This is a genomic window from Streptomyces sp. NPDC102278, from assembly GCF_044766345.1.
Lineage (GTDB): Bacteria > Actinomycetota > Actinomycetes > Streptomycetales > Streptomycetaceae > Streptomyces.
Genome location: NZ_JBIWLV010000030.1, coordinates 25,528 through 50,284, shown reverse-complemented (window position 1 = coordinate 50,284; position 24,757 = coordinate 25,528). Strand labels below are relative to the sequence as shown.

Genomic DNA, 24,757 nt, shown 5'->3' with positions numbered 1-24,757 from the left:
CGCTGTTGAGTTCTCAAGGAACGGACGCTTCCTTCGTTCCTGTTTCCAGGCCCTCCGGGCGCTTCCTTCGTTTCCGACTCTATCAGACTCTTTCGGGTCCGATTCCCGGTCGAAGCGGGTTTTGCTTTTGCCTTCCAGGGGGCCGCTTTCGCGTTTTCCCTTTTCGGCGAGTCCGACTCTACCAGTGGATTTTCACCACTCCGACCACTCGCCGTTCTGCCAAAAGGCACACGGAAAGGCAGAGGATGAAGATCAATACTGGAGAGGGGGTTCCCGTCCATCAGCAGTTCGCGAGATGTTCACGCGGTGCGTCCCGGCGGGAGTCACGACAGTACAGGTCGGCCAGTGCCCAGGCAAATCGATTCAGGCGTATGGTCTAGTCCACTACGTTGGTGTCGCGGCCGCACGTCGCAGCCCTGTTTGAGGGGTGCGCTTCATGCGGAACCGGGACATCTCATGACTTACCCTTCTCAAAGTATGCCGTCCAGGACAGGTTGTGACGGCGACAAGAAGAAGCCCCACCCCTGGGAGGCCCCCCATGACCAGCGTGACGTCCCCACTTGCCGGGCGCGCCATCGGACTCGCGGCAGTGCCCGATCCGGTGTTCTCCGGCGCGATGGTGGGACCGGGCACCGCTATTGACCCCGTGCGCGAGCCCTCGGAGGCGGTGGCCCCCGTAGACGGTGTGGTCGTCTCCCTGCACCCGCACGCGTACGTGGTCGTCGACGGCGAAGGCCACGGGGTGCTGGTGCACCTCGGCATCGACACCGTTCAGCTCAACGGCGAAGGCTTCGAGCTGCTCGTGAACAAGGGCGACACCGTGACGCGCGGCCAGGCCGTCATTCGCTGGAACCCCGCCGCGGTCGAGGCCGCCGGCAAGTCCCCGGTCTGCCCCGTCGTGGCACTGGAGGCGACGCCGGACTCGCTCTCCGACGTCATCGACGACGGTGACGTCAAGACCGATGACGTTCTCTTCAGCTGGCAGTGACGTGTCCGCCTCCACACGTGGGTCGGACATTCATCGCGGCGGCGGGGCCGTCGCTCAATCGGAGACGGGTGAAATGGAGACAACGCTGCGAGGCGTCGGCGTGAGCCACGGTGTGGCGATCGGCGAGGTCCGGCACATGGGCACGGCGGTTCTGGAACCCCCGGCCAAGCAGATCACCGCGGATGAGGCAGAGCGCGAACAGGGGCGCGCCCGTCAGGCCGTGGAGGCTGTTTCGGCCGACCTCGTCGCGCGCGGCCAGTTGGCCGGCGGCGAGGCCCAGCACGTGCTGGAGGCCCAGGCGATGATCGCGACGGACCCCGAGCTCATGGCAGACGTCGACCGGCGGATCGCCGTCGGCAGCACGGCCGAGCGCGGTATCTACGACGCGTTCGCCTCCTACCGCGACCTGCTCGCGGGGGCCGGCGAGTACATGGCCGGGCGCGTGGCCGACCTGGACGACGTGCGCAACCGCATCGTGGCGCGCCTGCTCGGCGTACCGATGCCGGGCGTGCCCGACAGCGACGAGCCGTACGTGCTCATCGCCCGGGACCTCGCTCCCGCCGACACCGCGCTGCTCGACCCGGCGCTGGTCCTCGGGTTCGTCACCGAGGAGGGCGGGCCGACCAGCCACAGCGCCATCCTCGCGCGGGCCCTGGGCGTACCGGCGATCGTGGCGCTGCCGGGTGCCGGTGAGATCGCCGAGGGCACCCTGATCGCCGTCGACGGCAGCACGGGTGACCTGTTCGTGGACCCGTCGGCCGAGAAGCGTGCCGAGCTGGAGGCCGCGGCCGCCGAGCGCAAGGCGGCTCTCGCCGCTTCCTCCGGACCGGGCGCCACCTCCGACGGTCACAAGGTGCCGCTGCTGGCCAACGTCGGTGGGCCGGCGGACGTGCCGGCGGCCGTCGAGGCGGGCGCCGAGGGTGTGGGCCTGTTCCGCACCGAGTTCCTGTTCCTGGACGACAGCAAGAAGGCGCCGTCCGAGGAGAAGCAGGTCGAGTCGTACCGCAAGGTGTTGGAGGCCTTCCCCGAGGGGCGGGTCGTCGTCCGTGTGCTGGACGCCGGCGCGGACAAGCCGTTGGACTTCCTGACTCCGGGGGACGAGCCGAACCCGGCGCTGGGTGTGCGGGGGCTGCGGTCGCTGCTGGACCACCCGGACGTGCTGCGCACGCAGCTCACCGCGCTGGCGAAGGCCTCCGCCGGGCTGCCGGTCTACCTTGAGGTCATGGCCCCGATGGTGGCCGACCGGATCGACGCCAAGGCGTTCGCGGACGCGTGCCGCGAGGCCGGTCTGCAGGCGAAGTTCGGCGCGATGGTGGAGATCCCCTCCGCCGCGCTGCGGGCGCGCTCGATCCTCCAGGAGGTCGAGTTCCTGTCGCTGGGCACGAACGACCTGGCTCAGTACGCCTTCGCCGCCGACCGTCAGGTCGGGGCCGTGTCGCGGCTGCAGGACCCGTGGCAGCCCGCGCTGCTCGACCTGATCGCCATGTCGGCCGATGCCGCCAAGGCCGAGGGCAAGAGCTGTGGCGTCTGTGGCGAGGCCGCCTCGGACCCGCTGCTCGCCTGTGTGCTGACGGGTCTGGGTGTCACCTCTCTTTCCATGGGTGCCGCTTCGATTCCCTATGTGCGGGCGACGCTCGCCAAGCACACGCTCGCGCAGTGCGAGCGCGCGGCCGCGGCCGCGCGTGCCACGGACACCGCCGAGGAGGCCCGTGCGGCCGCGCAGGCGGTGCTGTCCGGCGAGTAGTCGGGGCACGTCGTTCGATGGAGGGGCCTTCGCCGGTGGCGAGGGCCCCTCGGTCGTTACGCGGCGGTTGCCCCGTTCGTTCGGGTCAGTGGTGGGGGCCGGGATCGTCCACCTCGTAGCCGGGGCAGTACTCGACGCCCGGTTCGGGGGCCACCGGGTCGCCGGTGTCGGCGTCGGTGCAGTAGGCGTTGAACACGGCCGCCGCGGAGAGGGGGACCAGCCGGCCCCGGTCCAGGCGCCAGCCGTGGACGCGGTCGCGGGACTCCTCGGTGGTGCTGCGCAGGACCAGGCCGCCGGCTCCGCCCAAGGCGATGCCGGCGGCCAGGACGGTCATGAAGTCGAGGCCTTCGCGGCCCTCGATCCGGGGTGGGCGGTCCTGGTCGGCAGTGGTGTCCGCGTGCAGCACGGCGACGAGTTGCTCCGTGTCGGTGGGAATGCTGCACACGAGGTGGTGGTGGCCGGGGCCGGCTCCGTCGACCAGGCGTTTCACCGCGTCGGCGGCCCGTTCGAAGGAGGCCCGGCCGATGTCCTCGCCGCAGTCCGCGCAGGTGCCGGCCTCGGCGAGGAGGGTGCCGGCGTACTCCCAGGTGGCCTGTCGGACGGCCTCGTCGAGGAGGAGGGGGACCAGTTCGTCGATGGGTTGGCCCTGGTATGGCAGGCCCGCGCCGCTGCCGGCGAGTCCGGCGGTGAAGCGGGTCCGGGTGTCGGCGGTGTCCGGATCCAGGCCGTGGTCCGCGCAGTAGTCGGCGTACTCCTCGGGATCGAAGAGGGCGACCGTGGTGTGGATGCCCTGGGCCGCGAGGGAGCGGAGCAGGGCGTCCACGTGGCGGAGGTAGTCCTGGTGGTCGTCGAAGGTGAAGCTGCGGTAGCCGCGCATGGCCGCGAAGTCCCCGGCGTCGGCCAGGAGGCCGACCGTGCCGGGGACTTCGCGACGCAGCGTGCGGCGCAGGACGCGGCGGCGCCTGGCCCCGGGTGTGTCGTTCGAGCGGGTGTTCTTCGGTGGCATGGCTCCCCCTGAGTGATGCGACGGTTCGCTCACTCACCGTAACCATGACCACTGACAGTCACTGTCGGGTGCGGGCCAGCTCCGCGTAGAAGTCGAGGAGTTCCGGGCGGTCGACCGAGCCGATGTTGACGGCCTTGGCCATGGGTGCGCCTTGGAGGAGGCGCTTGACCGGGACCTCGATGCGCTTGCCCGTGAGGGTGTGCGGGACCGCCGGGACCTCGATGATCTCGTCGGGGACGTGGCGCGGGGAGAGTTCCGCGCGGATCGTCGCCTTGATGCGGTCCCGCAGGGCGTCGTCGAGGGTGGCGCCGGGCGCGAGGTGGACGAACAACGGCATCCAGTAGCCGCCGTTCGGTTCCTCCAGGCCGATGACCAGGGATTCCTTGATCTCCGGAAGGCGTTCGACGGCCTCGTAGATGTCGGCGGAACCCATGCGGACGCCCTGCCGGTTCAGGGTGGAGTCGGAACGGCCGTGGATGATCACCGATCCGCGGTCGGTGAGGGTGATCCAGTCCCCGTGGCGCCAGACGCCGGGGAACATCTCGAAGTAGCTCTCGCGGTAGCGGCTGCCGTCGGGGTCGTTCCAGAAGTGGATCGGCATGGAGGGCATCGGGTTGGTGACGACGAGCTCGCCGACCTCGCCGACGACCGGCTTGCCGGCCGGGTCCCAGGCCTGCAGGTCGGTGCCGAGGCCGGGCGCCTGGAGTTCGCCGATGTAGACGGGCAGGGTGGCGACCCCGCCGGCGAAGCAGCTGCACACGTCGGTGCCGCCGCTGACGGAGACGATCCAGAGGTCGTCGGCCACCTCGTCGTGCAGCCAGCGGAAGCCGTCGGGCGGGAGCGGGGAGCCGGTGGTGGCCACGGCCTTCACGGAGGAGAGGTCGAAGTCGCGGGAGGGATGGACGTCCGCCTTGCGGCAGGCCATCACGTACGCGGCGGAGGTCCCGTACAGCGTGGCCCGGGTCCGCTCCGCGATCCGCCATTGGGCACCGGTGTCCGGGAAACCGGGGCTGCCGTCGTAGAGGACGACCGTGGTTCCGGTGAGCAGGCCGGAGACGAGGAAGTTCCACATCATCCAGCCGGTGGAGGTGTACCAGAAGAACCGGTCCTCGGGCCCGAGCTCGCAGTGCAGGCCGATCTGCTTCAGGTGCTCGAGGAGGATGCCGCCCTGGGACTGGACGATGGCCTTGGGCAGGCCGGTCGTGCCGGAGGAGTAGAGGACCCACAGCGGGTGGTCGAAGGGGACCGCCTCGAAGACGGGCTCGGTGTCGGCCGCGGTGAGGTCGGCCCAGGCGCGGGTGCCTTCGGGGGCGGGGGTGCCGAGCAGCGGGATGTGCACGACGGCGCGCAGGGAGGGGAGCTCGGCGCGCAGCTCGGCGACGGTGTCGCGCCGGTCGTGCTCCTTGCCGCCGTAGCGGTAGCCGTCGACGGTGAACAGGACGACGGGTTCGACCTGCTGGAAGCGGTCCAGGACGCTGCGGGCGCCGAAGTCGGGGGCGCAGGAGGTCCAGACCCCGCCGACGGAGGCCGTGGCGAGGAAGGCGACGACGGCCTCGGGGATGTTGGGGAGGTAGCCGCTGACGCGGTCGCCGGGGCGTACGCCCGCGGCGCGCAGTTCGGCGGCGAGCGAGCCGACCTGCCGGCGGAGCTCGGCCCAGGTGACGGGGGTGGGTTCGTGGGTCTCGTCGACGCTGATCAGGGCGGGTTCGTCGGCGCGGGCCGGGTCCTCGCCGGCGCGCAGGGCGTGCTCGGCGTAGTTGAGGGTGGAGCCGGTGAACCAGCGGGCGCCGGGCATGGAGCGGTCGGCCAGCACGGAGGTGTACGGGGTGGTGAACCGTACGTCGAACCATTCGGCGACGGCCTGCCAGAAGGTGTCGAGCGCGTCGACGGACCAGCTGTGCAGGGCCGGGTAGCCGCCGTCCGCGGGGGCTCCGAAGCGCTCGGCGGCCCAGGCCTGGAAGGCGGTGATCCTGGCCGCGGCGATCCGGTCGGGGCTCGGGGACCAGAGGGGTTCCGGCGGGGTGGCTGAGGTCATGGGTCGGCTCCCGGTCAAGTCTGTGGCTCGCGCTTCGTGTGCGTGGGTGCCGTCGCGCGTTCGGTGCGCGCGCGGCGGCTCACAGGGACCATGCCATGTGATCGACATCAGCACCAGGGTCGTCATGGGCGGCGCGTTGTTCCCCCTCCTCGCCCCGCCGGCGGGTGAACGGCGGCTGAACGCCGCCCGCGCGGTCGGGGGCCGGTGGCAGGGTGAGCGGCATGGACGGTCGTGATCTGGTGCGTGCGGTGATGGAGATCGGTACGGCGGGCGGGAGGCGCGCCTGGCGTTCGGCGTTGCGCCACCGGCGCGCGGACGCGGTGGGGCTGCCGCGCCGGGGCGCGGAGCGGGCGCGGGTGCCGGGGTCGCTGACGGGTACGGAGCCCCGGCCGGGCGGGGGTGTGCTGCGGTTCGCGCGCTCGGAGCTGCTGGTACGGGTGACCGTGGGCGGGGCGGTGTTCTGGGGCTGGGACGGGGCGGAGCCGGCTCCGTCGCACGCGGTGGTGGGCGGCGGGCCGGAGCCCGATCCCCGGGCGGTGCTGGAGCCGGACACCGGGGGTGGCTGGCGGGTGGTGTCGGAGCGGGTGACGGTGGCGGTGTCCCGGCTCGGGGCGGTGGAGGTGCGCACGCCGGGCGGGGCGGTGTTGCGGCGGGAGCTGCCGCCGCGCTGGTGGGAACCGGTGGAGGGGTCCCCGGGCGAGGGGGGCGGCGGGGCGCGGTGGCTGGTGCGGGCGGAGGTGCCGGCGGATGCCCGGTTCTTCGGGCTGGGGGGCCGGGCGGGCGGACCGCGGCTGCGGGACGGCTCGTACCGGCTGTGGAACACCGATCCGAAGGGCGGGTTCGGGCCGGGTGACGATCCGCTGTACATCACCATGCCGGTGCAGTGGGTGGTGGCGGACGCGGGCACGCATCTGGCGTTCCACGACAACACGTGGGACGGGCGGGTGCTGCTGCGCGAGGGCCAGGAGGGGGCCGGGTCGGGGGCGGACCGACCCGGGACGAGTGAACTGCGGCTGGAGGGCGGGCCGTTGCGCTGCTGGGTGTTGGTGGGGACGCCGGCCCGGGTGGCGCAGGGCTGGGCGGGGCTGACGGGGTCGCCGGCGGTGCCGCCGGAGTGGGCGCTGGGCTACCAGCACGCGCGGTGGGGGTTCGGGAGCGCGGCGGAGGTGCGGCGGGTGGTGGCGGGGTACGTGTCGCGGGGGCTGCCGCTGTCGGCGGTGCACCTTGACATCGACCACTACGACGGGCACCGGGTGTTCACGGTGGACCGGGAGCGGTTCCCGGACCTGTCGGGTCTGGCGCGGGAGTTGTCGGACCAGGGGGTGCGGTTGGTGTCGATCGTCGACCCGGCGGTGAAGGCGGGCGACGCGCTGCACGACGCGGGTCGGGAGGTGGGGCCGCGCGGCGCCTTCGTGCGGGACGCGGCGGGCGAGGAGGTCCGGGGTGAGGTGTGGCCGGGCGAGTGCGTGTACCCGGACTTCACCGATCCGGCGGTGCGCGACTGGTGGGGCGGGTTGTACGAGGAGCGGCTGAAGCAGGGCTTCGCCGGGGTGTGGCACGACATGAACGAGCCGGTGTCGTTCGCCCCGTTCGGGGACGCGACCCTGCCGAGGTCGGCGCGGCACTCCCTGGAGGGGGCCGGCGGGGATCACCGGGCCGCCCACAACGTGTACGCGCTGGGGATGGCGCGGGCCGGGTGGGAGGGGTTGGTGCGGCTGCGGCCCGAGGAGCGGCCGTTCCTCTTCTCCCGTTCGGGGTGGGTGGGGATGCAGCGGTACGGGGGCACGTGGTCCGGGGACGTGGAGAGCGGTTGGGAGGGGCTGCGGGCCTCGCTGGCGCTGGTGTTGGGGCTCGGGTTGTGCGGGGTGCCGTACTCGGGGCCGGACGTGGGCGGTTTCGGCGGTTCGCCCTCGCCCGAGCTGTACCTGCGGTGGTTGCAATTGGGGGCGTACCTGCCGTTGTTCCGGACCCATTCGGCGATCTGGGCGGGGCGGCGGGAGCCGTGGGAGTTCGGGCCGGAGGTGGCCGAGCACGCCCGGGGGGTGCTGGCGGAGCGGGAGCGACTGCGGCCCTACCTGGTGACGCTGGCCCACCTGGCGCGGCGCACGGGCGCTCCGTACGCGCGGCCGTTGTGGTGGGGGGCGCCGGAGGACCGGGTGCTGCGGGACTGCGAGGACGCGTTCCTGCTGGGGGACGCGCTGCTGGTGGCGCCGGTGTTGGAGTGCGGGGCGGACCGGCGGGCGGTGCGGCTGCCGCGCGGGCGCTGGTACGACACGGTGACGGAGGTCGTGTACGAGGGGCCCGGGCAGGTGCTGTTGGAGGCTCCGCCGGGTCGGACGCCGGTGCTGGCGCGGGCGGGCTCGGTGGTGCCGGTGCGGGGCGGGGACGGGTCGGTGGCCTTGGAGGTGTGGGCTCCGGCGCGGGGGCGCACGGGTGGCGGGGTGGTGATCCGGGAGCCGGGGCCGGGGTTCGAGCCGGGTGTGGTGGAGCGGTACTCCGTGCGGTGGGTCGGGGAGTCGGTGGTGGTGGAGGACGTGGCCGGGGAGGTGGTGGAGGGGGTCGTGGTGCGGGGTCTTGGTGGCCGGTCGCCGGGGCGTCAGGCGTAGGAGCCCGCGAACCAGGCGGCCGCCGCCTCGGTGTGCAGGGGGAACGCCAGGTCGGTCGCTTCGCGCAGCAGGTGCCAGCCGGTGGTCTCGGCGGTGGCGACGGACCTCGGGAGGTCGGCGGCCGGGCGGCGGGGCAGCAGGCCGAAGAGGAGCAGGTGGCCCGCCGGGGAGCTTTTGGCGTCGGCCAGGGTGACCTCGCGGGCGTCGGCCTCGATGCCGGTCTCCTCGCGCAGTTCGCGGACCACCGCCTCCCGCCAGTCCTCGCCGAAGTCGATGAAGCCGCCGGGGAGGGCGACACCGCCCAGGGCCGGCTCGATGGTGCGGGTGATGACGACGAGGCCGGCGCCGTGCGCGTCCTCGACGGGGAGGAGGGTGACGGCCACCGGGAGGGGGTTGCGGTAGGCGGTGGCGCCGCACGTGGTGCACGTGCGGGGCCAGGCGGTCGTGTCGAACAGTGCTCCGCAGGTGGAGCAGTGCGAGTCCCTCGGCTGTACCGGCATCCGGCGATGGTATGCCAAGGCGCATGAAGACGACCGTGGTTGTGGCCCTGATGGGTGCGCTGGTGACGGGTCTGACGGGTCCCCCGCCGCCGGGGTCCGTGGCGCGGGAGGTCGCGCCGGCGGGGTTCGTGGCGCGGGAGGTCGCGCCGGCGGGGTTCGTGGCGCTGGCGGAGGTGGATCCGACGATCGGCCAGGACGTGCGGTACGCGTCCGCGCGGAACTTCACGGGCCGGCCCGTCGAGGGGTACGAGGAACCCGTCTGCCTGCTGGCCCGTCCGGCCGCCGAGGCCTTGCGGCGGGCGCAGGTGCGGCTGTTGAGCGGGGGGCTGTCGCTGCGCGTGTACGACTGTTACCGGCCGCAGCGGGCCGTGGACCGGTTCGTGCGGTGGGCGGGGGACGAGCGGGACCAGTCGACGAAGGAGGAGTTCTATCCGCGGGTGGACAAGTCCCGGCTGATCCCGGAGGGCTACGTGGCCCCGAGGTCGGGGCACAGTCGCGGGAGCACGGTGGACCTGACGCTGGTGCGGGTGCCGGGCGGGGGGCCGGTGGACATGGGGACGCCGTTCGACTTCTTCGATCCGCTCTCCCACACCGATGATCCGCGGGTGGTCGGGGCGGCGCGGGAGAACCGGGAGGTGCTGGGGCGGGCGCTGGCCGAGCAGGGTTTCGTGAACCTTCCGCAGGAGTGGTGGCACTTCACGTACCGGCCGGAGGTCTTCCCCGACCGGTACTTCGACTTCCCGGTCTCTGTCGCGGCGGTGCGGCCCTGAGTACGGTGCCCGCATGACTTTCGGTTCGTACGAGGAGTTCTGGCCCTACTACGTCGCCATGCACTCGAAGGCCGCGACCCGCTGGGTGCACCTCACGGGGACGCTCGGCGGGCTCGCCCTGTCCGTGTACGGGGTGGCGCGCGGCCGCCGGCGCCTCCTGGCCGCTCTGCCGCTGATCGGTTACGGGACGGCCTGGCCGGCGCACTTCCTCATCGAGGGGAACAACCCGGCCACCTTCGGGCATCCGGGCTGGTCGCTGCGCGGGGACGCGCGGATGATCCGGATGATGCTGGCCGGGCGGGACGCGGAGCTGGACGAGATCGCCCGAAAGTGGCTCGCCGAGAACCGGTGACCGGGGGCCGGCCCCGTGCGAGACTTTCTGACGATGCGTCAGAAGTCGATTCGGGGAGGGGCCTTGGAACGCACACGCACACCCGTCGTGAGCGGATGGTTCACCGGGACGGAGGCGGCCGGCGACTTCCGGCTGCTCGGTACCCGGTGTTCCGCCTGCACCGCCGTGTTCTTCCCGCGCGAGGACTCCTGCTGCCGCAACCCGCACTGCCCGGGTGACGGGAAGCTCGTGGAGGTGCCGCTGTCCCCGCGCGGGCGGGTCTGGTCCTACACGGACGGGCGGTACCGGCCGCCCGCGCCCTACGTGTCCGATCCCGCCGAGCCCTGGGAGCCGTACACCCTGGTAGCGGTCGAGCTGGAGGCCGAGGGGATGGTCGTCCTCGGGCAGGCGGCGCCCGGGGTGGGCGTCGCGGACCTGGCGGTCGGGATGGAGGTCGAGGTGGTCGGCGGGGTGCTGAACGAGGACGCCGAGACCGTCTGGACCACGTGGCGGTTCCGGCCGGCGAAGGCGCGCGCGTGAGCGCCGACGTGGCCGTCCTCGGGGCCGGGATGCATCCGTGGGGCAAGTGGGGTCGGGGGTTCGTCGAGTACGGCCGGATCGCCGCCCGATCGGCGCTGGCCGACGCACGGCTGGACTGGACCGACGTGCGGTCGATCGTCGGGGCCGACACCGTGCGCTCCGGCTATCCCGGCTACGTGGCCGGCGCGACCTTCGCGCAGGCGCTCGGCTGGCAGGGCGCCCGCGTCACCAGCGTGTACGCGGCCTGCGCCTCCGGCGCGCAGGCCATCGGCGCGGCGCGGGCGCAGATCCTGGCCGGGTTGGCCGACGTGGTGCTGGTGGTGGGCGCGGACGCCGCCCCCAAGGGGTTCTTCGCCCCTGCCGGCGGGAACCGGCCGGACGATCCGGACTGGTTGCGCTTCCGGGTGCTGGGTGCCACGAACCCGGCCTACTTCGCGCTGTACGCCCGCAGGCGGATGGCCCTGTACGGGGACACCGGCGAGGACTTCGCGCGGGTCAAGGTGAAGAACGCGGCGGCCGGCGCGCTCAACCCGCACGCCCGCTACCGCAAGACCGTGACCGCCGAGGAGGTGGCCGCCTCCGCGATCGTCGCCGACCCGCTGCGGCTGCTGGACATCTGCGCCACCTCGGACGGGGGCGCCGCCCTGGTGCTGAGCAGCATGGACTACGCCCGCTCGCGCGGGGTCACCGACCCGGTGCGGATCCGGGCGGTGTCCACGGTGACGCCCACGTATCCGCGTACCGTCCTCGACCTGCCGGACATCGCCACCGATTCGATGACCGCCGTGCGGCCGGCGCCCGGGTCCTTCCGGGCGTCCATCGCCCGGGCCGCCTACGAGGAGGCCGGGCTGGGACCCGACGACCTGTCGCTCGCGGAGGTGTACGACCTGTCCACGGCACTGGAGTTGGAGTGGTACGAGGACATCGGCCTCTGCGGTGAGGGCGAGGGCGCCAAGCTCGTCCGGGAGGGGGCGACCGCGCTCGGGGGCCGGGTGCCGGTCAACACCAGTGGCGGCCTGGCGTCCTTCGGGGAGGCGGTGCCGGCGCAGGCCATAGCCCAGGTGTGCGAGCTGACCTGGCAGTTGCGGGGCACGGCCGGGGAGCGACAGGTACCGGGCGCGCGGGCCGGGATGACCGCGAACCAGGGGCTGTTCGGGCACGGATCGGCCGTCGTCGTCGTGCGGTGATCCGAGTACGGCGACGACCGCGGTCCGGGGGCTTGACGACCCCTGGTGGCGGGTTCACACTCGCTGCACGGTCCCGCGCCGCGACCGGGATCCCGTGACCCCCCATGAGAGCTGCGGCCCGTACCCCAGTCGGCGGGGGTACGGGCCGCCTCCATGCGCGGGCAGAGCGCGGGGGGCTTCCCGATCCGGTCGTCGGGCCGAACCGGGGCGGTCCCGGTCCGATCGCGGGCCGATCGTTCAGGCGCCGGCCCTCGTCATCCGGCGGCGGGCCCGGGCCAGCGACATGGCGTGCTCCACGACCCCCACCAGCACGTCCTTGACGGACTCGCGGTCGCGGGCGTCGCACAACAGCACCGGCACCCCGGCGTCGAGGTCGAGGGCGTCCCGGACGATCACGACCGGATGCCGGTCGGCGCCGTCGAAGCAGTTGACCGCGACCACGAAGGGAATGCCGCGCCGCTCGAAGTAGTCGACGGCGGCGAAGCAGTCGGCGAGCCGGCGGGTGTCGGCGAGGACGACCGCGCCCAGGGACCCTTGGGCCAACTCGTCCCAGAGGAACCAGAAGCGATCCTGTCCGGGCGTGCCGAACAGGTAGAGCACCAGGTCCTCGCGCAGCGTGATGCGGCCGAAGTCCATGGCCACGGTGGTGGTTGTCTTGCCCTCCACTCCCCCGATGTCGTCGACGCCGATGCCGGGTTCGGAGAGTTGCTCCTCCGTCCGCAGCGGTCTGATCTCACTCACCGCACTGACCAGGGTGGTCTTGCCCACCCCGAAGCCGCCCGCGACCAGGATCTTCAAGGTCAGCGGCTCGACCGGCGATACGGCATGCATCGCGCCGGTGCGGCTAGAGCGCCCGAAGGCCATTGATCACCTCACGCAGAATGGATTCGTCGGGCAGTTCGGCCGGGGGTACCGGCCGGGTCACGTGGACCAGTTCGTCGTCCACGAGATCGCCGATCAGGACGCGGACGACCCCGATCGCCAGGTCCAGCTCGGCGGCGAGTTCCGCCACCGACTGGGGGCGTCCCCGGCAGAGCCCGAGGATGTGGGCGTGTTCCGGGGACAGGGTCACGTCCCAGACCGGATCGTCGGCCGCCGATTCGGCGACGACGAGCGCGATCAGGTCGAGGCGGTGTTGGCCCGAGTGGCTGGTCCGGCCGCGGGTCATCGCGTACGGACGGACGACCGGGCCCGCGTCGTCGTCGAACCAGTGCGTGGGCCCGGGCGCCGTCTCGGGGCTGCCGGGGACGGCGGGGTGGTCCTGACCTGAATCGCTCATGCCGTCCGACTCACCCTCCGGCTGGCAGCCCGGTGCGCGGGGCGGTCGCCAGGTGGTCGCCTACGCGCTTGACCATCAGGGTCATCTCGTACGCGACCTGGCCGACGTCGGACTCGGCGTCGGCGAGCACCGCCAGGCAGCTGCCGTCGCCCGCGGCCATGACGAACAGGAAGGCCTCGTCGAGCTCGACCACGGTCTGACGGACCCGGCCGGAGTCGAAGTGTCGGCCGACGCCCTTGGCCAGGCTGTGGAAGCCGGACGCCACGGCGGCCAGGTGCTCGCTGTCCTCGCGCGTCAGGTCCTTGGAGCTGCCGGTGGGCAGGCCGTCACCGGAGAGGACCACCGCCTTGCGGATGCTGGCGACCTTGTCGACCAGCTCGTCGAGGAGCCAGTTGAGCGGGCCGGAGCCGCGGCCCCTGGTGTCGTTGCCGGTCTGCGGTGCGGTCATCGACCGTCCCCTTCGTTCTCGTATCCGGGATCCGCGGCGGCGGGGGTGCCCGCCGCGGCCGCGGACTGCTGCGATGCGTGCTGATTGCGTCCCGCGGTCCAGCCGCGCTGGAGGGCGGACATGCGGGTGCGTACGTCCTCCGCGTCGCGGTCCTCGACCGGTTCGGCGGCGGTGTCGGCCGGGGCGGCGGCCGGGGAGTTCTTGAGCTGGGGCGCCAGGTTCGCCTGGCGGACCCGGCGGGGCAGGCCGGCGGGGGCCTGGGCCGGCCTGGGGACCCGGGCGGCCCCGGAGGCCTGCGGGGATCCGGACGCCTCGGGTCGGGGGGTCTCGGGTCGGGGGGTCGTCTCGTGCTGGAGTGGTCCGGCCTTGCCGACCGGGGAGAGCGGGGGTGTCTGGCGGGGTTCCACGCGGCGGCCGTGCTCCGCCACCAGGGTCGGGGCGGGACGACGGCGGGGCAGGGGCGCCGTGCCCGAGCCGCGCGGGGCGTCCGGGCGGGCCGTGGACACGGGGTCCAGGCGCGGGCGCGCGGGCCGTACGGGGCCGGTCGGGGCCAACGGCTCGCGTTCGCCGTCGCCGCCGTGTTCGCGGTTGAGGTCCCGGTGGCGGTCCGTGCCGCGGTCGGCGATCCGGTCGCCCTTCCAGGCCGCGCCGCGCTCCGCGAGCCGGTCGGTGTTCGGGCGGCCGGCGGGGCGCAGGCCCAGCAGGGCGCTGCGCGGTATGCCGCCGGGCGGGGTCTCGTCGTCGAGCGTGGCCATCGGGGGCCGGCCGCCGACTCCGGTCAGGCCGGCGATCCCGGCGGTGACCTCGTCGGGGGCGGTCGGTTCGTCGATGCCGTCCAGCCCGAGGAGACCGAGGGGGCTCTCCAGCTCGACCGGGCCGTTCAGGACGCCCGGGGGCAGCGGCCGGCCGGCCGGCGCCCCCTCGATGGCGGTGGATCCCGGCCGGCCCGCGCCCTTGCCGACCTTCGCGGCGGCGGCGGGCTTGAGTCCGTCGAGGCGGATGCCGGCGCCGTTGGTGTCGGGGGCCTCGGTGAGGAGTTCCACCGGGAGGAAGACGACCGCGGTGGTGCCTCCGTACGGGCTGTGTTGGAGGACGACCCGGATGCCGTGGCGGCGGGCGAGCCGGCTGACGACGAACAGGCCCAGCCGGTCGGTGTCGGACAGTTCGAACTCGGGGGTCTCGGCGAGCCGGAGGTTGGCGTCGAGGAGCGCTTCCGGGTTCATGCCGAGGCCGCGGTCGTGGATCTCCAGGGTGAAGCCGTTGGCGACGCGTTCGCCGTGCACCTGGACCGCGGTGTGCGGCGGCGAGAACACGGTGGCGTTCTCCAGGAGTTCCGCGACGAGGTGGGTGACGTCGGCGACGGCGGGGCCTTCGATGCCGATGCGCGGCAGGCGTCGGACCTCGATGCGCTCGTAGTCCTCGACCTCCGCGACGGCGGCGCGTACGACGTCCATCAGCTGGACCGGCTTGCGCCACTGGCGGGAGGGGGCGGCGCCGGAGAGGATCACCAGTCCCTCCGCGTGGCGGCGCATGCGGGTCGTCATGTGGTCGAGGCGGAAGAGGTCCGCGAGTTCCTCGGTGTCCTCGGTGCGCCGTTCCATGGTGTCGAGGAGGGTCAGTTGGCGGTGCAGCAGGACCTGGTTGCGGCGGGCGAGGTTGACGAAGACCTCGGACACGCCCCGGCGCAGTTCCGCCTGCTTGACGGCCGCCTCCACGGCGGCGCGCTGGAGGCTGTTGAGGGCGAGGGCGACCTGGCCGACCTCGTCCTTCTCGAACTCCAGCCGGGGGGCTTCCGTCTCCACGTCCACGTGTTCGCCGGCGGCGAGCCGACGCATGACGCCGGGGAGGCGGACGCCGGAGGCCTCGTGGGCGTCCTTGCGGAGCCGGGACAAGTCGCGGATCAGGTCACGGCCGATGCGTACGGACAGGACGAGGGAGACGAGCAGGGCGATGAAGCCGAGGATGCCGGCGACGGCGGCCTGGACGAGGACGGTCATGGCGGCGGGTTCGACCCGCCGCTGGTAGCGGTCCCCGGCCTCGGTGCCCATCGTGGCGAGTCTGTCGAGGACCTTGCCGGCGGCCTCGTCCCACTGGGCGGCGGTGAACGCGCGCGGGTTGCGGCGGGCGCCGTCGGTGATGAACCGTTCCTCGGCGTCGCGCAGGGCCTTGGTCTCGGGGCCGCTCCAGTAGTGCTCGAAGAGGGTGCGGTCGTCGGCCGGGAGGATGGCGAGGTTGAACTCGTAGAGCAGCGCGCGGTTGGCGGCGAGGTCCGACACGCCGCGCACGTCGAGGGGGCTGACGACCTTGGCGGCCAGGGCGGCGGCGACGACGGCGTCCTCGCGGGAGAGCGTCTCGCGGGCCCGGGTGATGCCGACGAGGGCGCGGCCCTGCTTGTCCATCTCCACGTTCTCCAGGGCGTGGAGATTCATGAGGAACTCGTGGCAGGGGTCGACGAGGCGGCTGTAGAGCTCCAGGGCCTGGTTCGTGTCGAGGCTGTTGCGGTCGACGGACCGGCGCAGCGCCTCGATGCCGCGGAAGGCTTCGAGGATGGAACGCAGGCGTTGGGCGGTCTCGGGGGCGAGTTCGTCCATCACCTCCGGGTCCTTGGCGTTCTCGGTGATGGTCCGGACGGCGGCGTCGGTGGCGCCGCGGCTGCGGGTCAGCTCGGCGGTGGCGGCCGAGGCACGCGGGTCGCCGATGAGGACGAGGGTCTGGCGGCGTTCCTTCTGGATGACCCGGACGACGTCCTCGACGGGGTAGCCGACCTTCTCGATGACGTAGGCGACGTCGAGGAGTTGGACGGCCTGACGACCGGTGATGACCGTCGAGAAGCCCCAGAGGGCGGTCAGGGAGACGAGCGGCACAAGGAGCAACGCCACGATCTTCCGGCGGATGGACTTCCCGCGAAAGCGCATGGCCTCCCCAGCCTCCCCCAGCTCAACCCCGTTGCCGGGGGTAGGTGTTCCGTCTTTTAAACGGCGTGAGCCTACTACTGCCACCGGGCGCCTTCGAAGGCCTGTCCGGACGTTTTCGGCCGACACCCCTGACGAAGATCATGAGTTGTCCGATTGATCCGGTCACGTCCGGCCCGATATGCGGCACATGGCACCTGGTGGGGCGTCAGTTCCCGCAAGTAAGCGGTTGGCTGGAATTCTTTGTTCCGTGCCGATCGGCTGTTCGGGAGAAGTCCGCGATGCGGGAATCTCCGGGCCGTCCTGGACGTCTGTCTGTGCGAGGGGACGTTTTGGGGACACTTTGGTGGAGACGTTCGAATCGTCATCGTCGGGCACGCATGGCGGACGGCGTCGTGGGGAGTGAGCGGACATGAGGATGTACGAAGAGGACGGCGCGGTGGCGGAGGGGCTCGGGCACGGGCTGTGGATCGAGGAACCGGCCAGGCGGTACCGGTTGCCCGATCCGGTGCGGGCGTCCGCGGTGCGGGCGGCGCTGATCGTCTCGGTCACTCTGATTCAGTCCACGATCACCTTCTTCCTCGCGCTGACCGGGTCCTGGCTGGTGCTGCCGATGGCGCTCGGGGCGATAGCCGGCACGGTCGTGGCCACGTGGGGCGTACTGGACGTGCTGATCACGCGACAGACGTGGAACCAGCGGTACGGGGTCGTCTCGGCGCCCGGCAGCACCGCGCGCGACGGGCGCCGGGAGCGGCTGCGGGCCCGCGGGGAGGCCGGCGCCGGGCCGCCGACCGGCCGCCCCGCCCACCGCATACGCCACCCCGCCCCCGGCCGGGGATAGTCCGGGCCGGGGAGCGGGATGCGCCAGGCCGGGTGCGGTCAGGCGCCCACCGCGGAACGGCGGTACATGCGGGTGGCCGTGATCTCGCCGTGGATCGTCTCCTCGTCGGGCGACTGGTGGGGCAGGCCCGGACGCAGGTGCTCCTCGACGCTGATGTACTTCAGGCCCGCGCGCAGGTCCGCGTCGTTGCGCAGCCGGATGACCAAGGGGAACTCCGCGAGCGCCGTGGTGTCGAACAGGCCCGTGGTGTAGAGGAGTTGGACGCCGAGCGCGTCGGAGACGGCCCGCTGGAGTTCCAGCAGGTAGGTGGCGTTCGCGCGGCCGATCGGGTTGTCGAGGAACAACGTGCCCGCGTGGCGGTGCTTGTCGCGGCCCCGGTCGTTGCTGCGCAGTGCCGCCATCGTGCAATACAGGGCGATGGCGGCGGTGAGCAGTTGCCCGCCGGAGAACACGTCGCCCATCTGGCCGACCGGGACGCGCTCGGCGCGCAGCACCGCGTCCGGCTTGAGGATCTCGACCGCGATGCCCTTGGGTTCCAGGGCGGCCTGCACTCCGCGCAGCAGCAGCGACATGCCGTCGCGCCGGCCCTCGCCGAAGGAGGCCGCGCTGTTCTTCTTGACGGCCGCGCGGGTGGCCTCGTCGATGACCTCGCCCAGCCGCTCGGTGAGCGTGGCCTGGTCGGGCTCCTCGAAACGGATGCGCAGGAACTCCTGCCCCGACCACTCCCCCAGGCCCTCGGGCAGTTGGGAGAGCCGCTGGGCGGAGCGCAGGGTGGCCAGGGCGGACTCCACCAGGCCGCGCAGCCGGTCGACGATGCTGCCGCGATTACGTTCCAGCTGTTCCAACTCGTCGGTGAGCACGCGCAGTCGGGGCGCGAAGGCGGTGGCCCAGGCGGCGGCGTGCTCGGGCAGGGCGGAGGCGGGGAGTTCGCGGATCTGCTGGCGGGCGGGGGTGCGGACCTGCTCGTAGCGGTTGGCGTTGGCGTGCCGGACGAGGATGTCGCTCGCCTCGCGCACGGCCGATTCCGCGGCGGAGAGGTCGGCGGCGCAGGCGCGCAGGGAACGGCGTGCCTCGGTGGCCGACTGGCGGGCCTCCTCCAGGGTTCCGGGATGGGGCGCCGGCTCCTGCTCGTCCTCCTGGTGGGTGTGGTCGCGCAGCAGGTCCCGGAGCAGGGCCGCGGTCTCGTCGAAGCCGCCGGCGCCGTCCTCGGCGGTGCGGTGGGCGCGCAGCAGGTCGGCGTGGGCGGCCCGGGCGCTCTCCACGGCGGCGGTGTGGGCGGCGAGGCGGGCGGTGGCGGCGCGCAGCAGGCCCTGGGCCTGTTCCACGTTCTCGGGGACGAGGTCCTCGGGGAGTTCGGTGTGCGCCTCGCCCTCGGCGGGCGCGTGCCGTTCGGCTTCGCCGCGCAGTCGACCGAGCTGCTCGCTCGCGGTCGAGGCGCGGGTCTCCAGCATCTGTACGAGGGATTCGGCGCGGGCGGCGGCGGCCTGCCGGGACGGGCCGTCGGCCCCGTCGGTGCCTTCGAGGAGTTGGGCGGCGCGGGTGCGGACCTTGTTGGTGAGGCGGTCGAGTTCGGCGAGGGCGGTGCTCTCGGCGTTCTCGGCGCGGGCCTGTTCGGCGCGCAGGTCGGCGCCGACGCCGACCTTCTCGTAGAGCTGCGAGGCGGCCCGGTAGGCCTCGCGCAGGTCGGGCAGCGGGGCCTTGGCGGAGCCGTCGTCCACCGGGAGCGGCTCGGGGGCGCCGGCGATCTCGGAGCGCTCGGCCCGCAGTGCGCGGGAGGTGCGGCGGGCGTCGTCGGCGGCGCGCTGGGCGGCCCGGCGGTCCTCGTCGGCGGCGCGGGCCCGGTCCAGGCAGACCTCGGCGCGGGCCTCGGACTCGGCCGCCTCGTCGGCGAGTTCGCGCAGCCTGGCCTGCCAGCCGGCGCGCTCGCGCAGGCGGTGGGCGAGGCCGGCGAGGGCGTCGGCGACGCGGCGGGCGCGCTGGGCGGTGTCCTGGCGTTCCTCGCGGACGCGGGCGGCGTCGGCGGCGGCCTCGTCCGCCTCGGCCCGTACGGTGCGGGCCTCGGCCAGTTCGGCGTCGGCCTCCTCGGCGAAGGCGCGGGCGGCCTCGGCGTGCCGGGCGAGTTCGGTGAGGCGGCCCGGCGGGCAACCGGTGCGCCAGGAGGCGAGTCGGGCGGCGAGTTCGCGGTCGCCGGAGAGCCGGGCGGCCAGGTCCCGGATCTCGGTGTCGCGGGCGGTGGCGCGGCCGCGCAGGGCTTGGCGTTCCGCGTCGGCGGCCTGCTCGTCGTGCATGGCGGGGTTCGGCGCCACGATGAAGATGCCGCTGACGTCGCCGTCGGCTTCGGTCGGGGGCAGCGGCGCCAGCAGGGCGGCGGCGGTGCCGACCGCGACGGTGGAGCGGGGCAGCAGCGCGGCGCCGGACAGGGCCTCGCGGGCGCGGGCGTGGGTGTCGGGGTCGGTGATGACGACGCCGTCGACGAGTTCGGGGCGGGCGGCGAGGACGGCGGCGTGGTCGGCGGGGTCCACGGACTGGGCGAGGTAGCGCCAGCCGGGAAGGGCGGGGATGCCGTGTTCGCCGAGGTACTCGACGGTGGCGAGGACGTCGGGTCCGGGGGGCAGGAGTCCGCCGTCGCCGAGGGCGCCGAGGATGCGGGCGTCGTCGGCGGCGGCGGTGCGCAGCTCGAAGAGTTGCCGTTCGGCGGCGGCCACCCCGTCGGTGAGCAGGGTGCGGAGGTCGTCGGCGCCCCGGTCGAGGTCTTCGACGGTGAGGCCGCCGTGCGCCGCGGGGCCGTCGGAGGCGTCCGAGCCCTGCTCGGGGGGCGCGGGGGCGCCGTTCGGGGTGCCGTCGTCGCCGCGCGGGTGCGGGACGGTGGCGTCGGGGGCGGCCGGGAGGCCCAGGAGGGCGGCCAGGCGCGGGGCTTCGGCGAGCGAGGCGGCGGCGCGGGCCTCGGCCTCGTGGGCGGATTCGGCGGCGTCGGCGGCGTCGGCCGCGCGGGCGGCGGTGAGTTCGGCGCGGGATTCCGCCGTGGCGGCCTCGCGGGCGGTCTCGGCGGCGCCGCGGGCGGCTTCGCGGGCCTCGTCCCAGGCCGCGACGGCGGTCTTCTCGGCGTCGTTGGCGGCGAGGGCGGCGCGGGCGGGGTCGGCGTCGGGTTCGCAGTCGTCGAGCCAGCCGGCGCTGACGGCCTCGGCGGTCTCCTGTCGGACCTCGTCGAGGCGGGCCCGCAGGTGCTCGGCCTCGCTGCGGGCGCGTTGGGCGGAGGTGGCGGCGGAGGTGGCGTCGCGGTGGGCGCTCTCGCCGACGGCCTGGAGTTCCGCGGACCGTTCCTCCTCCTCGTTGGCGAGGGTCTCGCCGTGTTCGGCGGCGGTGTGCAGGGCCCGTACGAGATCGGCGGCGGCGGTGGCGCGGGCGGCCAGGGCCGGGGCGGCGTCGCGCTCGGCTTCGAGGATCGCGGCGGCGACGCGGGCGGAGCGGTCGGCGGCGGCCCGGTGGCGCAGCACGATCTCGGCGGCCTGCCAGGCGGAGTGCAGGGTGCGCGCTTCGAGGAGTTCGCGGCGTTGGGCGGCGGCCGCCTTGTCGGCGACGGTGAGGGCCAGCGAGGCGTGCCGGTAGGCGAGTTCGGCGGACACGGCTGCGCTGCGGGCGCGGGCGGTCTCGGCGCCGGTGACCTCGTGGGCGGCGGCGGTGACCCGTTGGGCGAGGTCGGCGGCGCGGCCCCGTTCCTCGACGGCGCGGGCGGACAGCCGCCGGGCGAGGGTGCGCGTGCGGCGTTCGGCGCCGGCGTGGACGTCGCGCAGCCGGGAGCGGGTTCCGGCGGCTTCGACGATGCGGTGCAGGAGGTCCACGGAGCCGGCGGTGAACTCGCGTTCCGCCATGAGTTCGGCGCGACGGCCGAGTTTGTTGCCGAAGCCGTGGACGAGGTCGGCGAGGCCGTCGGTGTCGCGGGTGTCGGTGACGGCGCGCAGCAGCAGGTCGGTGAAGTCGGAGTCCTTCTTGACGGCGAAGAGGCCGGCGGCCTCGCCCTCGTCGGCGTTCATCTCGCGCTGGTAGCGGAACAGTTCGGGGTCGAGCCCGACCTCGGTGAGGTGTTCGTTCCAGCGGTCGTGGATCTCCTCCCAGTACACCTCCAGGTGCGGGTACGCCTTGCCGGCCTCGGTGAGGGCGTCGCGGAAGCCCTTCATCGTGCGGCGGCGGCCCTGGGCGCCGGACGCGCCCTCCGCGGGCGGTCGGACGGCGGTGGCCTCGGCGACGGGGAGGTTGTCGAGGCCGAGTCCGGGGCCGGGGCGGAAGGAGTACCAGGCCTCGGCGAACTTGCGGGGGTCGTTGGAGACCTGGCGGCCGCGCCATTCGCTGACCTTGCCGACGACCACGCACTCGCCGGTCTGGGTGTGCTGCCATTCCAGGGCGACGTGGCCGCAGTCGTCGGCGAGCAGGAACTTGCGCAGGACGCCCGAGCTGGCGCCGCCGAGGGTGTTGCGGTGGCCGGGGAGCATCACCGAGAAGATCAGCTTGAGGAGGACGGACTTGCCGCCGCCGTTCTCCAGGAAGAGCACGCCCGCGGGCGCCGGGCGCCGGGGCGGTCCGGTGGGCTCGTCCTCGAAGAACTCCGCCTGGGTGGGCGCCGGGTGGGGCACCGGTTCGCCGACTCCGCGCAGGTCGAGCACGGTGTCGGCGTAGCGCGCGCCGGCGGGCCCGATGGAGTAGAGGCGGATCCGGGACAGCTCGTACATGGCGGCGGACTCTCGTGGTCTCTCGTGGGTCGTACGGCGGACGGGTCGTACGGGTCGGGTGGCGCGGTGGCTCAGGCGTGGAAGGGGAGCCCGGCGTCGGCGGCGAGCTCCAGGTCGTCGCCCTCGGGCGGCGGCAGCAGGGTGGCGGAGCCGTCGCTGACGCGGATCACGCCGAGTTCCAGCAGTTCGGCCATGGCCGAACTGCCCGCCATGTCGCGGACCTGGAGCTGGTAGCGGGGGGTGGTGCGGTAGGTGCCGCCGGAGTCGTCCCCGGTGCGCTGGAGGAAGCCGGACTCGGTGAGGAAGGCGGCGGCCTTGCCGACGATGCCGGTGGTGGAGCCGGCGAGCCGGCGCGCGTCCTTGGTGGCACCGGTGGCGGAGCGGCGGGCGTAGACCCGCCAGGCGGCCTCCAGGCCGGGGGCGTCGGAGGCGGGGTCGGTGTTCTCGCCGAGTTCCCCGGCGCGCTCTTCGAGGCGGCGGCAGGTCTGCCGGACGAAGGCGTCGACGCCGTTGACGGTGATCCGGCCGATGTAGCCGTCGTCGGCGAGGTCCTCGGGGCGCGGGAAGGCGAGGGCGGCGACGGCCAGGTGGGCGAGGCCGTGCAGGAAGCGGTCGCCGCCGTCGGCGGTGGTGCGGCGGGCGTAGTCGCCCATCCGGACGGCGAAGACGGAGTCCTCGCCGGCGGCCACGGCCATGCCGGCGCGCGGGGAGACCTCCAGCACGATCAGGCCGAGTCCGGTGGCGACGGCGTCGGCGAGGCGGCCGAAGGCGGGCTCCTCGCGGTAGCGGCGCAGCAGTTCGGCGTACTCGGCGTCGCGGGCGGGCAGCAGCTTGGGCTGGAGTCCGAACGCGACGAGGCGCGCCGCGTCGGCGGCGTCCGCCGGGGTCACGGGGGTGGTGGTCCCGGTCGGAGCCGACGCCGCGTCGGGCTCGCTCCACGCGGGGTGCTCGGCGTGGGTCTCGCTCACGGGTGCGGCTCCTCGGCAATGCGGTACGGGTGGTGGTGGTCTCGGGGTGCGCGGGCCGGGTCGGCGCCGGGCCGGGAGGCGGGGCGGCGGCGCCGCGGGAGTGCGTGCGCCGGGGGCCGCGGGCCGTCCGGGCGGTGGTCGGCCCGTGCCTGTGTGACGGGCGCCCCGGCCGTGGCCGCACCGGTCGTGGTCGCACCGGTGGCGGTGACGCCGGCGGCGGTGACGCCGGTCGTGGTGATGCCGGTGGTGGTGATGCCGGTGGGCCTCATGCCGCCTCCGTGCGGTCCGCGGTCATCGCCGCGGAGTCCAGGAGCGCGGTGCCGACGATCAGGTCGGCGCCGCCGAACTCCGGGTCGTCGAGCTCGGCGCCGTCGTCGACGGCGAACAGCAGGCGCTCCTCGCCCTGCCGGTAGGCCGTGCCCACGGCGGGGCTCGCGGCGTGGACGGCGAGCAGCGCCACCAGGTACGGCAGGTCGGGGTCCTCGCGGCGGGCCTCGGCGAGCAGTCCGGAGAGCCGGCGCGGGGCGTCGTGCGGCAGGTCCAGCAGCTTCATGGCGGCGGCCAGTTGCTCCTCGCTGAACCGGCTGTCGTCGGGGGTGGCGATCAGGTCCGGTTCGGGCATCTCCACGCCGAGGTGTTCGCGTTCCAGGGGCGGGGTCAGCAGGATCTCGACCAGGTCCGTCAGCCGGACCGAGACGGGGGTGCGCAGTCCGGTGCCCGCCGCGAAGAAGGCGTCGGTGACACGGGTGGCCTGTTCCAGCGGCAGCGGCAGGACCGGGGAGACGAGTTGTCCGTACAGGTCGATGCCGGTGCGCGGCGCGGGGGCGGCGAAGGCCTGGCGGTCCTGTTCGGCGCGGAAGAGGGGGCCGGCGTCGAGCAGTCGGGACTGGAGCTGGGTGTGGCGGCGGATGCAGTCCTTGACGATGTCGACGAGTTCGGCGGCGCGCCGCTTGTTGTCGGGGTCCTCGGCCTCGTCGCGGGCCTTGCGGATGTTGGTCAGGATCGCGTTCTCGTGCCGGTAGCGGTCGGCCACGTGCTCCAGCGCTTCGGCGATCATGTCCGGGACGGCCTCCAACCAGTCCACGGCGCGTACGTTGCGGCGCGTGGCGTCCAGGGTGCGGCGCAGGGTCTCGGCGTACTGGACGGTGCGGTAGCGCGCCTGTTCGGCGGCCAGTTGGGCGTCCGCGAGGCGGCCCCGGCTGATCAGCACCTCCAGCTTGACCTCGGCGGCGATCTGCGCGCTCGTGACGTCGGTGTCGAGGGCTCCGACGAGGACGTTGACGGCCTCGTCGGTGGTGCGCAGGTAGACGGCTCCGCCGTGGCCGGGGACCTCTTCGATCAGCTTGAAGTCGTAGTCGCGGCGGACGTACACGCCGTCCGGGCCGAAGGTGCCGTAGATCGCGCGGAAGCCCCGGTCCACGCTGCCGACGTTGATCAGGTTCTCCAGGACCCAGCGGGCCACCCGCTCGTGCTCGGCGACCGGCCGGGCGGGCGCCTGTGCCGCGACGCGCGGCAGCAGCCTGGCCACTATCTGCTCGTGGTCCGCGCCGGTGTCGAAGTCCATGTTGAGCGTGACCAGGTCGATCGCGGACAGGGCGACCTCGGCCATGGCGTAGACCCCGTACTCGCCGGCCAGATTGGCCTTGCGCACGTCGAGGTCGTGGAGCGGGGCGGTGCAGGCGAGGGCGCGCAGCCGCCGGGCCAGGCCCTCGTCGGCGGCCGGGCCCGGCGCCGGGGACGGAAGGGTCTTCGCCGGGGCAGGGAGAGTCACGACGGAAAGACTAGGCGCTGACACGGACAACATCCCAAACGGCATGGTTCGGCCGGATCGTCCCCGGCCGTTCGGAGCGGACGCTGTTCTACGCTCACCGCATGGCT

At 73.7% G+C, this 24,757-nt stretch carries 19 protein-coding genes; 8 read left to right on the top strand and 11 right to left on the bottom strand.

Going from position 1 to position 24,757, the window contains the following annotated elements; all coding sequences use genetic code 11:
* Positions 1-538: 538 nt before the first annotated feature.
* Together ACIRO3_RS35920 and ptsP are read left to right on the top strand one after the other, a co-directional pair.
* Complete coding sequence (locus ACIRO3_RS35920) at positions 539-988, top strand: PTS glucose transporter subunit IIA (protein ID WP_366001239.1); 450 nt, start codon at positions 539-541, stop codon at positions 986-988.
* 73 nt (positions 989-1,061) lie between these two features.
* A complete protein-coding gene (ptsP, locus tag ACIRO3_RS35915) occupies positions 1,062-2,732 on the top strand; it encodes a phosphoenolpyruvate--protein phosphotransferase (RefSeq protein ID WP_361779264.1) in 1,671 nt (556 codons plus the stop codon).
* Positions 2,733-2,817: 85 nt separating this feature from the next.
* Here ptsP and ACIRO3_RS35910 read toward each other — a convergent pair whose 3' ends face one another.
* Together ACIRO3_RS35910 and ACIRO3_RS35905 are read right to left on the bottom strand one after the other, a co-directional pair.
* Positions 2,818-3,738, bottom strand: a complete 921-nt coding sequence (locus ACIRO3_RS35910) for a hypothetical protein (protein ID WP_404143856.1) — start codon at positions 3,736-3,738, stop codon at positions 2,818-2,820.
* 58 nt (positions 3,739-3,796) lie between these two features.
* A complete protein-coding gene (locus ACIRO3_RS35905) occupies positions 3,797-5,773 on the bottom strand; it encodes an acetoacetate--CoA ligase (RefSeq protein ID WP_404143854.1) in 1,977 nt (658 codons plus the stop codon).
* 221 nt (positions 5,774-5,994) lie between these two features.
* Here ACIRO3_RS35905 and ACIRO3_RS35900 point away from each other — a divergent pair, with 221 nt between their 5' ends.
* On the top strand, positions 5,995-8,379 hold the full coding sequence (locus ACIRO3_RS35900; protein ID WP_404143852.1) for a TIM-barrel domain-containing protein: 2,385 nt from the start codon (positions 5,995-5,997) through the stop codon (positions 8,377-8,379).
* Here the strand turns inward: ACIRO3_RS35900 and ACIRO3_RS35895 are convergent.
* A complete protein-coding gene (locus ACIRO3_RS35895; RefSeq protein ID WP_404143850.1) occupies positions 8,370-8,879 on the bottom strand; it encodes an NUDIX domain-containing protein in 510 nt (169 codons plus the stop codon). The genes ACIRO3_RS35900 and ACIRO3_RS35895 overlap by 10 nt on opposite strands.
* 23 nt (positions 8,880-8,902) lie before the next feature.
* On the opposite strand from ACIRO3_RS35895, the gene ACIRO3_RS35890 reads away from it, so the two are divergent.
* The 4 genes from ACIRO3_RS35890 to ACIRO3_RS35875 all read left to right on the top strand — a co-directional run bounded on the left by ACIRO3_RS35890 (position 8,903) and on the right by ACIRO3_RS35875 (position 11,707).
* On the top strand, positions 8,903-9,649 hold the full coding sequence (locus ACIRO3_RS35890) for a M15 family metallopeptidase (RefSeq protein WP_404143848.1): 747 nt from the start codon (positions 8,903-8,905) through the stop codon (positions 9,647-9,649).
* A gap of 13 nt (positions 9,650-9,662) precedes the next feature.
* Positions 9,663-10,001: an Mpo1-like protein gene (locus tag ACIRO3_RS35885; RefSeq protein WP_404143847.1), complete on the top strand. Its 339-nt coding sequence runs from the start codon at positions 9,663-9,665 to the stop codon at positions 9,999-10,001.
* Between the two features lie 63 nt (positions 10,002-10,064).
* Positions 10,065-10,520: a Zn-ribbon domain-containing OB-fold protein gene (locus ACIRO3_RS35880; protein ID WP_404143845.1), complete on the top strand. Its 456-nt coding sequence runs from the start codon at positions 10,065-10,067 to the stop codon at positions 10,518-10,520.
* Positions 10,517-11,707 (top strand): lipid-transfer protein, encoded by a 1,191-nt coding sequence (locus ACIRO3_RS35875; RefSeq protein ID WP_404143844.1) that lies wholly within the window; start codon positions 10,517-10,519, stop codon positions 11,705-11,707. Before ACIRO3_RS35880 ends, ACIRO3_RS35875 begins: the two co-directional genes overlap by 4 nt.
* A gap of 237 nt (positions 11,708-11,944) precedes the next feature.
* Here the strand turns inward: ACIRO3_RS35875 and ACIRO3_RS35870 are convergent, their stop codons facing one another.
* The 4 genes from ACIRO3_RS35870 to ACIRO3_RS35855 are packed head-to-tail and all read right to left on the bottom strand — an operon-like array spanning position 11,945 to position 16,349.
* Positions 11,945-12,571: an ATP/GTP-binding protein gene (locus tag ACIRO3_RS35870; protein WP_361779242.1), complete on the bottom strand. Its 627-nt coding sequence runs from the start codon at positions 12,569-12,571 to the stop codon at positions 11,945-11,947.
* A complete protein-coding gene (locus tag ACIRO3_RS35865; RefSeq protein ID WP_361779239.1) occupies positions 12,552-12,986 on the bottom strand; it encodes a DUF742 domain-containing protein in 435 nt (144 codons plus the stop codon). Before ACIRO3_RS35865 ends, ACIRO3_RS35870 begins: the two co-directional genes overlap by 20 nt.
* A gap of 10 nt (positions 12,987-12,996) precedes the next feature.
* Positions 12,997-13,434 carry a roadblock/LC7 domain-containing protein gene (locus ACIRO3_RS35860; RefSeq protein ID WP_361779236.1) on the bottom strand — a complete coding sequence of 146 codons (438 nt, stop codon included), beginning with the start codon at positions 13,432-13,434 and terminating at the stop codon, positions 12,997-12,999.
* Complete coding sequence (locus ACIRO3_RS35855) at positions 13,431-16,349, bottom strand: nitrate- and nitrite sensing domain-containing protein (protein WP_404143842.1); 2,919 nt, start codon at positions 16,347-16,349, stop codon at positions 13,431-13,433. The genes ACIRO3_RS35860 and ACIRO3_RS35855 overlap by 4 nt, the downstream gene beginning before the upstream one ends.
* A 409-nt stretch (positions 16,350-16,758) precedes the next feature.
* Here ACIRO3_RS35855 and ACIRO3_RS35850 point away from each other — a divergent pair, with 409 nt between their 5' ends.
* Positions 16,759-17,187, top strand: a complete 429-nt coding sequence (locus tag ACIRO3_RS35850; protein ID WP_404143841.1) for a hypothetical protein — start codon at positions 16,759-16,761, stop codon at positions 17,185-17,187.
* A 38-nt stretch (positions 17,188-17,225) separates the two neighbouring features.
* Here the strand turns inward: ACIRO3_RS35850 and ACIRO3_RS35845 are convergent, their stop codons facing one another.
* The 4 genes from ACIRO3_RS35845 to ACIRO3_RS35830 all read right to left on the bottom strand — a co-directional run bounded on the left by ACIRO3_RS35845 (position 17,226) and on the right by ACIRO3_RS35830 (position 24,695).
* A complete protein-coding gene (locus ACIRO3_RS35845) occupies positions 17,226-21,911 on the bottom strand; it encodes a hypothetical protein (protein ID WP_404143839.1) in 4,686 nt (1,561 codons plus the stop codon).
* A gap of 71 nt (positions 21,912-21,982) precedes the next feature.
* Positions 21,983-22,879: a hypothetical protein gene (locus ACIRO3_RS35840; protein WP_361779225.1), complete on the bottom strand. Its 897-nt coding sequence runs from the start codon at positions 22,877-22,879 to the stop codon at positions 21,983-21,985.
* Positions 22,876-23,148, bottom strand: a complete 273-nt coding sequence (locus ACIRO3_RS35835) for a hypothetical protein (RefSeq protein ID WP_404143836.1) — start codon at positions 23,146-23,148, stop codon at positions 22,876-22,878. The genes ACIRO3_RS35840 and ACIRO3_RS35835 overlap by 4 nt, the downstream gene beginning before the upstream one ends.
* Positions 23,145-24,695, bottom strand: coding sequence for a hypothetical protein (locus tag ACIRO3_RS35830; protein WP_404143835.1), 1,551 nt, complete (start codon positions 24,693-24,695; stop codon positions 23,145-23,147). Before ACIRO3_RS35830 ends, ACIRO3_RS35835 begins: the two co-directional genes overlap by 4 nt.
* Between the last annotated feature and the right edge of the window lie 62 nt (positions 24,696-24,757).

Coding starts and splice junctions, on each gene's coding strand:
- ACIRO3_RS35920 (WP_366001239.1), top strand. CDS start 539: ATGACCAGCGTGACGTCCCCACTTGCCGGGCGCGCCATCGGACTCGCG.
- ptsP (WP_361779264.1), top strand. CDS start 1,062: ATGGAGACAACGCTGCGAGGCGTCGGCGTGAGCCACGGTGTGGCGATC.
- ACIRO3_RS35910 (WP_404143856.1), bottom strand. CDS start 3,738: ATGCCACCGAAGAACACCCGCTCGAACGACACACCCGGGGCCAGGCGC.
- ACIRO3_RS35905 (WP_404143854.1), bottom strand. CDS start 5,773: ATGACCTCAGCCACCCCGCCGGAACCCCTCTGGTCCCCGAGCCCCGAC.
- ACIRO3_RS35900 (WP_404143852.1), top strand. CDS start 5,995: ATGGACGGTCGTGATCTGGTGCGTGCGGTGATGGAGATCGGTACGGCG.
- ACIRO3_RS35895 (WP_404143850.1), bottom strand. CDS start 8,879: ATGCCGGTACAGCCGAGGGACTCGCACTGCTCCACCTGCGGAGCACTG.
- ACIRO3_RS35890 (WP_404143848.1), top strand. CDS start 8,903: ATGAAGACGACCGTGGTTGTGGCCCTGATGGGTGCGCTGGTGACGGGT.
- ACIRO3_RS35885 (WP_404143847.1), top strand. CDS start 9,663: ATGACTTTCGGTTCGTACGAGGAGTTCTGGCCCTACTACGTCGCCATG.
- ACIRO3_RS35870 (WP_361779242.1), bottom strand. CDS start 12,571: ATGGCCTTCGGGCGCTCTAGCCGCACCGGCGCGATGCATGCCGTATCG.
- ACIRO3_RS35865 (WP_361779239.1), bottom strand. CDS start 12,986: ATGAGCGATTCAGGTCAGGACCACCCCGCCGTCCCCGGCAGCCCCGAG.
- ACIRO3_RS35860 (WP_361779236.1), bottom strand. CDS start 13,434: ATGACCGCACCGCAGACCGGCAACGACACCAGGGGCCGCGGCTCCGGC.
- ACIRO3_RS35855 (WP_404143842.1), bottom strand. CDS start 16,349: ATGCGCTTTCGCGGGAAGTCCATCCGCCGGAAGATCGTGGCGTTGCTC.
- ACIRO3_RS35850 (WP_404143841.1), top strand. CDS start 16,759: ATGAGGATGTACGAAGAGGACGGCGCGGTGGCGGAGGGGCTCGGGCAC.
- ACIRO3_RS35845 (WP_404143839.1), bottom strand. CDS start 21,911: ATGTACGAGCTGTCCCGGATCCGCCTCTACTCCATCGGGCCCGCCGGC.
- ACIRO3_RS35835 (WP_404143836.1), bottom strand. CDS start 23,148: ATGAGGCCCACCGGCATCACCACCACCGGCATCACCACGACCGGCGTC.
- ACIRO3_RS35830 (WP_404143835.1), bottom strand. CDS start 24,695: ATGCCGTTTGGGATGTTGTCCGTGTCAGCGCCTAGTCTTTCCGTCGTG.